Raw genomic sequence first — 11,997 nt, 5'->3', positions numbered from 1 at the left:
ATTCTTGTCTTAAACATGCAGCAAAACATGGTCAGCTTTTTAGATTTCTTCAAAATGGTCATAACCAGTCTCAGGGGTTACCTTTACCTTAGGAAAATCCAAAAAGACGAATAACAAACTCATGATTAACATCAAATAACAGTACCAAACCCATGGCACGATAGCAATCGGAGAAATTTTAGCCATCCCACCGGCAACCAACAATTGACCAGCGTAAGGAATCAGTCCCTGCACATGAGTCGCGAACATTGATAAAAGTGTTGAAACTCGAGCACGGGAAAGTTTAAACTTTCGACCGATTTCGGTTGCTAAGGGTCCAACAGTAATAATTGCGATGGTGTTATTGGTTGTCGCAACGCACAATAATGTCACCAACGCACCGATAGAAAATTCAGCACCATGCTTTGATTTAGTCTGTTTTCCAAGCGTATCCATTAACCATTGAATCCCACCCAGATACTTCATTATTTCGACCAATCCACCGACGATAATGGAAATAATTGCGATATCTTCCATACTAGCCATACCCGATTGTACATACTGCATGGAACCTATTAGGCTGAAATCACCGTGCATAACGCCAATAACGATTCCGGATGCAACACCAATCAACATGACTGGCATAACATTTAGACCGACTAATGAAAGAACAATTACTAAGATATAAGGAATCAAATCGACGAAATTCCAATTGTAAGATCCACTCAAAACGACTGTTTTAACTGGATAAATCGCTAATAAAATAACATTAATAATAATTGCAGGGATGTAAGTAATAATATTCAGCTTAAATTTCTCCCGTTGCTCTACACCTTGAGTTTGAACCGAAGCAATGGCAGTCGCTGAAATAAAGGATAAATTGTCACCAAACATGGCACTGCCGACAACGATTCCCGCCATCAAAGCTGGATTGACGCCGGTTTTAACAGCTACATCAACTGCCACTGGCATCAAAGCGGTGATTGTTCCCATTGAAGTTCCCATCGCAAAACTCAGGATACAACCAATGACAAAAATTCCGGGCAAAATCATGTTAGCTGGCAAAATACTGAGACCCAAATTGGTCACCGATGAAACGGCATGCATCTTTGCGGCAACACCTTGAAACGCCCCAGCCAGAATAAAAATCACGACCATCATGATCAGAGTTGGCTCCCCACCACCCTTACAGAAGGTCATAACTTTGTCTGAAAAAGATAATTTTTTCGTACCAGCGGGAGGAGCGACAGCAAATGAAACAACTGATGCCAAAATCATCCCGACCAATAGCGGCATACTATCAAATTTTCCTGACACGATACCAGTTAAGGCGTATAAAATCAAAAATATAATTAGTGGCAGTAATCCTTTAACACTGCCCTTTTTTGCTTCTTTCATTGTGAATCTCCATTATCAATTTCTTTAAAACACACCTTTAAAATATTAAGCTAACGATCGTAATTAGACAAGTAGTTCAATATTGACCGTTATAATGCCACAATATGACATTAGATTTTGATAAACTTATTCTTGTAATGAAGATATAGGGGAGACGAATATGAGGAAAACGTTTATTTTACTAACTGGAATTTTGTTATTATTGGGGGCTAGTGGCTGTAGTAATACTGCTAAATCAACGCATCAGTCAGCACCGGTACAAACATCACGCAAACAGGCAAAAACAACATATTACCAAAACTTAAAAAAGGCCGATCAAAAGAAAGTTAAATTCAACTTCAAGGCCGACCAGAATGATTACGGTTATTTTATTTCTGCCAAAGTCACTAATAAAACTGACAAAACCATCAGATTTAATCGTTCTAAATTTGCGCTAAAATTCACAGATAACGAAGTACCAGCTGTCTTAACTGGCATATTGATTTTGAAACCTAATCAAACTAAAAAGATACCTGGTCTATTTCAAAAACAGAATATTAACGAACTAGCTCAAACTAATTGTTTTATAACGTATTCCCATAAATTTAAATTAGCCTCCACTCGTTCAACTTTATCGAATGATGATTTGAATAATCTAACCCAAGCAAGTAATACTAGTTCAAATCAAACTAATAATTCTGATAAACAGAATGATTCAGATAATTCAAACAATTCACAAACTGCACCTGCCAACGATAACTCAGCCAATACAACTGAACTAACTGAGGCCCAGGCCCGTCAAAAACTAGCTGATTCTGGCTACGGTGACACTTCAGATTTGACTGCTGAACGAGCTGACGGTGCTTGGAACTTTTATAATGGCCTTGGTCCTTGGATTGTTTCTGATAACGGCGATGTTTCTTATCCTGGTAATCGTGCTTTGGATCAATATCAAAAAGAACATCCCGATTCAGATGCAGATACCGATGATTCCGACTCTGACGATGCTGAATAATATCCATAAAGAATTGGCTGTGACATAACTATTTTCACCTTAAACATGCAGTATAAACGTGCAACAAAACATAGTTTTTCCCGCTTAAACCAAAAAAGACGCGCAATCCAAAATTGGATTTACGCGTCTTTTTTGCCTTAATGCTCGAAAGCTAACCATGTTTTGTCACACTCTTTTTTTTGAACCCAATCTTATTTTTCAAATACATTAATATCGCTACCAAAATAATTATCGGCGTTAATTTCAAAGGGAAAAATAACATAATGAAAATTCCAGCAACAACTGGAGATATCAGCTCACTCATTATCGTTGTGGCGATGATTGCAACGACGAATAAACGGTCAAAATTAGGCAACATTTGGGCCATAGCAAATCCTTCGATCATTGCCGCAAACGTAATTGGAAAAATATGTCCACCACGCCAATTGAAATTTAGACACCAATCTAGAAAAAGCAGTTTTATTATTCCCATACTGATTAAAAATCCGACTGATTTATGCGACCAACCACTTATTAACAGATTTAAACTGTGCTGACCTGAAAATAATAAATCGGGTGCCAGATAAGATATCAGAATAATGACAATTGCTCCTAAACCAACCTTTAAAGCCAACGGTAAATTATTTTTTCTTATCCACATGTGGAAAACTTTATAGAATAATTTACAGAGTTCTCCGAAAATTATCCCCACAACCATCAGAACTGGCAGTATCCAGATATCCACAAGCTGCCAATTCGACTGGCCTAGTTTAATAATGAACGACGGCTGATCAGTTTGGCGAATCAATAAACCAAAGGCCAAGATTCCATTCACAATAAAAACTGGATATAAAATTCGTTTTTGTTTAATCACTGAGGGTATTTTAGGCGCGTTAGCGCCGACGTATTTTTGCTGAAATTTGAACGGATTAAATAACCTTTTTAGCGTTTCATGTAACGGCAGTTTTTTTAATTCATCATATTGAAAATATAAATATCGTAATTTATCAGCTTGCCAGATTGACAACGAGATAATCGCGCTCAACAATGCGGCTTCAGGTCCAACTCCCGCACCAAAACTCAAGATGACCAACGTTATCAGCAAGTTGAAAAAGACATCATGGTAATCAATTGTTTTATTAAGCTTTAATTCTCGCATTGAATCCTGTGATGTTTTTGGCAAATCCGGCCAACGTTTCAACAAATAATATAGTATGAAACTTCCAATTATTACCAGTACTGATTCAAGCAATCGATTATTACTCGACCAAACTAGTTCTGAAGTAAAACCTTCTAAAATTAGGAAAACTGCCGCAATCACACCAATGATCGTACTCAATAAAAATCCATAACCTACAAGCGCTACTCGTTTAATCTCACTCACCCTTTCTTGAATAAATAAAAAAACAGCCGCATCCCCTAAGAGATACGACTGAATGCTTATTCTTAGAATAAGACTTACTACACTCTCGTGTATACGGACTCGAAGTCCAATAAATGCCGTAGCATTTATACTTCCAATATAACGCTTTTTTCATAATTTTAATAGACCTGATTTTGGACAAAAAAAGAGGAGAAATCTACACATCTGTAGAAATCTCCAGTGGTAAGGTGCGACAGGTTTTCCAAACGCTTGCACGCCAACCGTCTACCCTTACCTCGGTTTGGCACCGTTATGTAGTATTGCACGAATGTTGGTCGTAAGTCAATCATTAAATATCCTATATCAAAAGTTTAAGCTCATCCTCAACTTGGAATAGCGACACACAGCTTACTCCCATATAATCGGCAATATCAGGAATCTTAGGTTCTTTCTTCATTGGATTTCTCCTGTCTAAGTGACCAGCTGGTTGTTCAAAAGTAATGATTTTCAAATTATAAGCGGCCGCTATTGCAATAAGCTTGGGGTCAGCTTTCCAGTCTTGACTCCAATTATCGATTGCTGGACGTTGATAAAATCCACAATCCTGCAAGTAATTCATGATCTTACCATACTCTACAAAATATGCCGGATCATTACCATATTCTTTAAAAACAACCGGCTCAACGTATGCTGAAATCCACGTAGCAAGTTTATCTTTAGAGTTTTTCAATTCATTGAATACAACTTCGGGAACAACAATTTCACTTGAGTTATCAATGAGATATTGTTTCATCCATTCCCAATAACTCGGAAAGTGCTCCATCGAGTAATAACGTTTAAAGGGCTCAATAAATGAGTTGCTATCAATTACGTACCTTGCGTGTGAATTTAAGTTACTCAATATCTAATCCCTTTTCCCTAATTGTATTTAGTAATCGATCAAATGCGGTACTATTTTTGACACCTAATAACTCAAATGCACTGTTAAATCCTAAATTACCGCTATTAACACCACGTTCAACTTCCATAGCGAAAGCAGAATCAGTTTGAGCTGCCTTAGTCGCATAATAATTACCGCCACCTATTTCCTTTTGATGTCTTTTATTGCGTTGATATTCCTGATTCAACTCAGTCTTCAAACGTTTGACATCATCTTGACTAATAAGTCTAAGTCGATGTGCCCTTATTCCTGTAGATAATGGACTGGCATCAAAATATTTGGCAACACTCTTAATTCGATCAATCCCAGTTACTTCTTGTCTTTTCCACCTATCTAAAAACAAGTTTTTCGGAAAAATAATACTCTCGCTAATATGATTAATTTCTTGCTCGCTTTTAGGGTTTAATACTTGATAATTATTTTTAAAATCATCGTTATACAGTTCGGATGTCCCATACCAAATATGTATTAATTCGTGAACGAGAGAAAAGAGCATGGCGTTATAACTATCGTTTGAATTGATAAAAATTAATGGTGCATATTTATCATCCAGAGCAAAAGCTCGAAATTCTGATTGAGATAGTGCCCGGTGTGTATTACTACCTACGATGCCGCTGTACATAACAACACCAACTTGATCAAGCTTACTTCGTAGTAAATTAAAGCTTTTTCGATTCTTAAGTTCAGTATTCCACCCCAATTTTAAATCTAGACTACTCATTATCTTTTCTGCAATTTGTTCTTCATTCATACAATCCAGATTTTCAATTAATTTATACCCATTGGAAAAAATACTAGTTGGATAATCATTTTGCTTACGATAATCGCTAACCCAATTCTGTTTTATTTCCATGCTATGAATCACATCAATTAAATTTCGAGAAGGTCTATCTATATCTACGTTATTAACAGTCCTAAACTTAAGTAATGGCAGTTCTTCATTAGGAACATTATCTAGAAAAAAGTATCCAAAAGGAATCTGGGCTTTTCTACTTAATTCCTTAAGTTGGTTTACAGTCGGCTTACCGTCATTGTTTAACCACTTATTTATTTTTTCAATCCAAGTATCGTTCAGAACAGTTCCAGTATTATTTTGAACCCATTGAAGAATCTCTGGTTTGACATCAATTCTTGCAGTTACCATGTTCTCACCTCCTCTAATCGTCATCTTCTTTGATATCTTAGCATGATTTTATTTTCCTTGTATTGAAATTAAACCTATTTATTGTATCAATACTAAGCATCATTTAAACTGCTTTAACAAGCTTGTGACACAAAAAAGGCTGAACCCCTTGAGGTTACAGCCTTTTTCTTTTAATTGTTCCACATGGAACATATTGTACAAAAAACATCCGTTCGTCACAATATATTGTGGTGCGGTCCAATTGGCTATTTATGTAAAGAATTTACCAAATCGTTACATAACTTATGACTCAAAATAGCAGATTCTGGACTAACAGGATTCTCAGTTTCATTTGAAACTGCTGCTAGAAAGGCCTTAATAATTGGATCAAAGCCTCGAGTCACTAAAGTATTTTCCCAATCCGGACGAGACTCTTGAGTAATTTTTCCAGTTTGATAAGTCTGCAATAGGCCCAAATTCGTTACGACCTGACGTGTCTGTGAACCTTGAACAGTTGATAATTCAAGATTACTGCCACCAACCATATTTGTTATAACTTGAACTTGGCTCTTATCACCTTGCAACGTAATGTAACCTTGTTCCAAATTGCCATCACTAGTAACTAGAAAATTATTTGCATGCTGAACCTTTTCGTCCATCAAGTAAACTGCCGTATCAACTGAGTGGATCATCAGATCATATATGGCAAACTTTGTTTCTTGGACAGCCTTTTCACGAATCTTTTCTGAGACAATAGTCCGTTTATCCGCTATTTGTTTCAATTCTTGATTAAATGGTGCAAAACGACGATTGAAACCACAAGTTAACATGAGACCTTTGTCTGCTGCCAATTTATATAAGGTTTCAACTTCGGCCAAGTCTTCAGAAACTGGCTTGTCGACGTAAACATTGATACCTGAATTCAAAAGTTGCTTGATAATTTCAAAATGTGTCGCTGTTGGTGTATGAACGAAGACTGCCAAAGGTTTTTCAGTAATCAGCTCATCTAACGTTTGATGAAAATGCTTAAATCCATATTTCTGTTCAAGCATTTTTCCTTTAACTTCATTTCTAGTCGTTAAATGCCATTCATACTTGTCTTGTAACGTTGCCATAACGGGTAAATATGCTTTTTGAGCGATATTTCCTAGACCAATCACACCAATTTTTTCCATAGTATCACCTCAAGTTAATATTCGTTGAACAATTGTAAATGTTCTTTAAGATACTTACCGGTCAAACTGGCAGGATTATCTGCAACCGTTTTCGGAGTACCTGTTGCAACTATTTTACCACCATTGATGCCACCTTCAGGACCTAAATCGTTGATATAGTCCGCATTGGCAATAATATCCAAATCATGCTCGATCACAATAATCGTGGCGTGCTTTTTCAGTAATTTATTGAAAACATCTAGCAACACGCCAACATCTTTTGGATGCAAGCCAACACTTGGTTCATCAAAGATGAATAATTGGTTCTTTTGACTGCGCTTCATATATGTAACTAACTTCATTCTCTGAGCTTCACCACCGGATAAAGTTGGCGTACTCTCACCCAATTTGAGATAACTCAAACCGATATTTACCAAAACATCGAGTGTATTTTCAATCTGAGGAACATCCTTGAAAAATTCAGCCGCTTCTTTAACTGACATATCCAAAATTTCGGCAATATTCTTACCATGCCATTCAATATCCAAAATATCCTTCTTATAGCGATCACCGTGACACACAGGACACGTTTGAACCATATCTGGTAAATACTGAATGTCCAATGTAATCACGCCTGTACCGCCACAATTTGGACAAGCGCCTTGTTTGTTATTGTATGAGAAATACGTTGGTGTAAATTTCTTAGCTTTAGCAGCAGGTGTATCGGCAAATAGCTTCCGTAAGTGATCCAGTATCTTCGTATACGTCCCCACGGTTGAACGAACATTTTTCCCAATCGGAACAGAGTCAACTTTAACGATATTTTTAATATCAGCCGTATCGACATCCTTAACAAACTTAGGCAATGGCTCACCGGCAATTTTATCGTCCATCGCTGGCAATAAACTGTCAAAAATCAAGGTTGTCTTTCCTGATCCGGACATCCCTGAAACGACATTCAATGACTCCTTGCTAAATTTAGCCGTCATATCGTGGATATTGTAACGGTCGCCAATAGCGATACTGATAGTTCCCTTTTCAAAAGTTTTTTCCGGCTGATGCTTGATAATATTAGCTTTACCGGTCAAATATGGCTGGATAACTGAATCACTTTCAGCCTCAATTTGGTCAACAGTACCTTGACTAATAATTCGACCGCCATCCGCACCAGAATCGGGACCAATTTCAATCACATAGTCAGCTGCAGCGATGATACTTGTATCGTGATCAACTACAACCAATGAATTACCAAGGCGTACTAATTCACGCAAAATCTTAATCAAACCATCAACGTTGGCCGCATGTAAACCAACACTTGGTTCATCCAAAACGTACAGGACACCCGTCATTTGGTTACGTATTGTCCGTGCCAATTGAATTCGTTGTAATTCACCCGTCGACAATGTGTTCCCAGCTCGTGAAATCGATAAATAATTTAGTCCTAAATCGTCAATTGGTGATAATAAGTCCAATAATTCATTAGTTAAATTTCTACCTAAGGCTTGCATATCACTTGGCAACCAGGCCATGATATCCTTACAAAAATCTTGTAACTGTGAAATCGTAAAGTTGGAAACTTCGGCAATATTCTTGCCAACTAATTGATTACTGAATAGTTTCGGATTAAAACGGCTGCCGTGACAATCTGGACAAATTTTTACTGAATAGAATCTCTCTAAGCGTTTCACAGCATTTTCATTTTTAGCATTCTTCAGACTATTTTTAACGGCTATAACGGCGTTCTCATACAAAGCATTCAACTTGAATGTTCGACCTGTCTTAGTCGGAACGATAACTTCTCGTTTTAACTCCTTACCGTTGACGATAACGTCCTTTTCATGATCATTTAAATCTTTGAATGGTACATCAGTTCTAATACCTAATTCTTTAATAATATCCTTTTGTAATGAGCGACCTGGCAAGTTCCATGACCTAACTGCTCCCTCATCAATTGACAACGTTTCATCAGGAATAATCTTCGATAATTCAATATCTTTTAAGAAACCAGTCCCCTGACATGTTGGACAAGCACCATCAGAATTAAAGGCGAAATCTTCAGCTCCAAAAGCCATGAATTTAACGCCACAGGTTGGACAAGTCATCATCCCCATTGCTTCATCAGCTGCTGGTAAATCCATCACTTCAGAAATTTTCAACGTTGGATCTAATCGGTGACCATTAGGACAAACGACTGATGACAAACGTGAAAACATCAATCTTAAAATGTTCAAACTTTCGGTCATTGTACCAACGGTTGAACGGACACTGGGGACGGTTGGTCTTTGACGTAACGCAATAGTTGAAGGCAAATTCTTAATATCTTTTACATCAGAACGGCCTACTTGAGTGATTCTTCTTCTCGTGTAAGTCGACAACGCATTGAGATACTTTCTAGCCCCTTCGGCGTAAATCGTATCCATTGCCAAGGAAGACTTTCCTGAACCCGATACACCCGTAATTGCTACAAATGAATTGAGTGGTATTTCGACATTGATGTTCTTGAGGTTATTGGCTTTAGCTCCTGTAACCTCAATGTTATCCGGAATGTAATTCTTATGTCTTATCGTCATAATTTCCCCCTTCAATCAATGAGTCGATTATAACATTGCGGGGGTGTATTGCCTTGGATTAGGTTTTGTCAGTTATAACGGCGTTATGGTATGGATTCATTGTCCGTTATAACGATAAGACAAGTTTTAGTATCTTATTTATCATTTGATATATAAAGCTTAAAAATAAAGACCATAACCCTCTTTTGTTGAGGATTATAGCCTTCTTAGTCTTATATATGCAGTGGCTCTAAAACGAGTTCCGCAGGCCAATTTCTTCCGCTTTGCCTAACTTCCCAAATCATCCGCAAAGTACGCGGATAATTCGTGAAGTCATGCAAATGCTCGGAAATTCCCGGGCCTGCTCCACTCTCTTATTTTAAAACGAGTTCCGACAGGGCAACTCCTTCCGCTTTTCATATTTAAGTAAATCGCCCGCAAAACAAGCGTGCAATTCACTTAAATACGAAAATGCTCGGGAGCTGACCGCCCTGTCTCCACTCTCTATTTTTTCGCAATCTTCCCTTGTTCAATATAAACACTCAAAATTCCAATATCAGCTGGATTTACTCCACTGATTCGGCTTGCTTGGGCAATTGTTTGAGGATTGATCTTGCTGAGTTTTTGAACGGCTTCGGTAGCCAAACTATCAACTTTAGTATAGTCGATGCGGTCTGGAATCTTCTTTGATTCCATCTTCTTCAATCGTTCGATACGCATTTGTTCCTTCTTGATATAACCGTCGTACTTAGTTGCGATTTCAACTTGTTCAGCAACTCGATTATCAACTGGAAAATCAGCTTCACCGACCATGTCAATGATATCTGAGTAGTGTACTTCTGGTCTTCTCAAGAAGTGATCAGCCAAAATTCCATCTTTTAATGGCTTCAAATCATGTGCCTTCAAGAATGGTAATGCTTGTTTTGGTGTAATCATCTTATGTGAAAGACGGTCAAGTTCCTTTTTAATGGTGTCTCGCTTGATGTTGAAGGCGTCATAACGCTTATCATTGATCAAGCCTAACTTGTAACCATAGTCTGTTAAACGAAGATCGGCATTATCGTGACGTAAAATCAAACGATATTCGGCACGACTTGTTAGTAGACGGTATGGTTCGTTAGTTCCCTTTGTTACCAAATCATCGATCAAAACACCGATATATGCTTCATCACGACGCAAGATAAATGGATCTTTGCCTTGGGCACGTAACGCTGCATTGATACCAGCCATAATACCTTGGCCAGCTGCTTCTTCATATCCTGATGTTCCGTTCATTTGACCGGCAGTAAAGAGGTTCTTAACGACCTTAGTTTCAAGGTTTAACTTCAATTGCCATGGTTCGATAACGTCATATTCAATGGCGTATCCCGGACGCATCAACTTAGCGTTTTCTAGACCAGCAACGGAGTGGACCATCTTCAATTGAATTTCTTCTGGCATTGATGTTGAAAAGTCTCCAACGTAATACTCTTGTGTATCTCTACCTTCTGGTTCAAGGAAGATTTGGTGTCTTGGCTTGTCAGCGAAACGGACGATTTTATCTTCGATTGAAGGGCAATATCTTGGGCCAACACCCTTGATAACACCGGAGAACATTGGTGCACGATTAAGATTTTCACGAATAATCTTATGTGTATCAGCGTTTGTATAAGTCATCCAGCAAGAAATTTGATTTTGAAGGTAACTAGAATCTGGTGTCTCGAATGAGAAATGGTTTGGTTCCTTATCGCCAGGTTGTTCAATTGTTTCATCAAAGTTGATTGTATTCTTGTTAACACGTGGAGGCGTACCAGTCTTGAAACGAGTCAACTTGAAACCATTCTCTTCAAGATTTTCTGAAAGCTTGATTGAAGGAATACTGTTGTTTGGACCAGATGAATACATCAATTCACCGATGATGATCTTACCTCTTGATGAAGTACCAGCAGTCAAAACAACTGATTTAGCGTGGTATCTTGCACCAGTCGCTGTAACGATACCCTTGCAGACGCCATCTTCAACAATAAGCTTTTCAGCCATTCCTTGACGAAGAGTCAAATTAGGTTCGTTTTCCAAAACATCTTTCATAACACGGTGATACATGTTCTTATCAGCTTGGGCACGTAACGCACGAACGGCGGGACCTTTACCAGTATTGAGCATACGCATTTGGATATATGTCTTATCGATATTGCGGCCCATTTCGCCACCTAAAGCGTCAATTTCACGGACAACGATACCTTTAGCAGGTCCACCAACAGAAGGATTACATGGCATGAAAGCCACCATATCCAAGTTGATCGTTACGAGCAATGTTTTTTCACCCATTCGGGCAGCAGCCAAAGCAGCTTCAGAACCTGCATGGCCAGCACCTACGACAATAACGTCATAAGTTTCTGAGTCAAATTCCTTAATTTCCATTTCTTCACCTTTACCTAATTTATGCATGATGTTAGTTGATAATCTATTACAAATATTTCGTCCTCTAAAATAATTTAAATAATTTTATACTCAATTATTAACGATCAATTAGTCGGAA

The 11,997-nt window shown here is 38.0% G+C and carries 9 protein-coding genes; 2 read left to right on the top strand and 7 right to left on the bottom strand.

What is annotated here, in order from left to right; genetic code table 11:
* Positions 1–39: 39 nt before the first annotated feature.
* Positions 40–1,377 (bottom strand): Na+/H+ antiporter NhaC family protein, encoded by a 1,338-nt coding sequence (locus JP39_RS11875; protein WP_041498956.1) that lies wholly within the window; start codon positions 1,375–1,377, stop codon positions 40–42.
* A 160-nt stretch (positions 1,378–1,537) separates the two neighbouring features.
* Here JP39_RS11875 and JP39_RS11870 point away from each other — a divergent pair, with 160 nt between their 5' ends.
* On the top strand, positions 1,538–2,371 hold the full coding sequence (locus JP39_RS11870; protein WP_041498954.1) for a hypothetical protein: 834 nt from the start codon (positions 1,538–1,540) through the stop codon (positions 2,369–2,371).
* Between the two features lie 151 nt (positions 2,372–2,522).
* On the opposite strand, the gene JP39_RS11865 is transcribed toward JP39_RS11870, so the two are convergent.
* Positions 2,523–3,551: a chloride channel protein gene (locus JP39_RS11865; RefSeq protein ID WP_169751893.1), complete on the bottom strand. Its 1,029-nt coding sequence runs from the start codon at positions 3,549–3,551 to the stop codon at positions 2,523–2,525.
* A 13-nt stretch (positions 3,552–3,564) separates the two neighbouring features.
* Here JP39_RS11865 and JP39_RS12705 point away from each other — a divergent pair, with 13 nt between their 5' ends.
* On the top strand, positions 3,565–3,702 hold the full coding sequence (locus tag JP39_RS12705; protein ID WP_169751892.1) for a hypothetical protein: 138 nt from the start codon (positions 3,565–3,567) through the stop codon (positions 3,700–3,702).
* A 369-nt stretch (positions 3,703–4,071) separates the two neighbouring features.
* Here the strand turns inward: JP39_RS12705 and JP39_RS11860 are convergent, their stop codons facing one another.
* The 5 genes from JP39_RS11860 to mnmG form a co-directional block, all read right to left on the bottom strand.
* Positions 4,072–4,614, bottom strand: coding sequence for a DUF4411 family protein (locus JP39_RS11860; protein ID WP_041498952.1), 543 nt, complete (start codon positions 4,612–4,614; stop codon positions 4,072–4,074).
* Entirely contained in the window at positions 4,607–5,797 is a 1,191-nt protein-coding gene (locus JP39_RS11855; RefSeq protein WP_041498951.1) for an ImmA/IrrE family metallo-endopeptidase, read from the bottom strand. Before JP39_RS11855 ends, JP39_RS11860 begins: the two co-directional genes overlap by 8 nt.
* 245 nt (positions 5,798–6,042) lie before the next feature.
* A complete protein-coding gene (locus JP39_RS11850; protein WP_041498950.1) occupies positions 6,043–6,951 on the bottom strand; it encodes a Gfo/Idh/MocA family protein in 909 nt (302 codons plus the stop codon).
* A 14-nt stretch (positions 6,952–6,965) separates the two neighbouring features.
* Positions 6,966–9,500: an excinuclease ABC subunit UvrA gene (locus JP39_RS11845; protein WP_041498949.1), complete on the bottom strand. Its 2,535-nt coding sequence runs from the start codon at positions 9,498–9,500 to the stop codon at positions 6,966–6,968.
* Between the two features lie 483 nt (positions 9,501–9,983).
* Positions 9,984–11,879: a tRNA uridine-5-carboxymethylaminomethyl(34) synthesis enzyme MnmG gene (gene mnmG, locus JP39_RS11840; RefSeq protein WP_041499156.1), complete on the bottom strand. Its 1,896-nt coding sequence runs from the start codon at positions 11,877–11,879 to the stop codon at positions 9,984–9,986.
* Between the last annotated feature and the right edge of the window lie 118 nt (positions 11,880–11,997).

The sequence above is a fragment of the Companilactobacillus heilongjiangensis genome (genome assembly GCF_000831645.3).
GTDB lineage: Bacteria > Bacillota > Bacilli > Lactobacillales > Lactobacillaceae > Companilactobacillus > Companilactobacillus heilongjiangensis.
The sequence above is the reverse complement of the archived record's forward strand: the minus strand, read 5'-3'. Positions and strand labels throughout refer to the sequence as shown.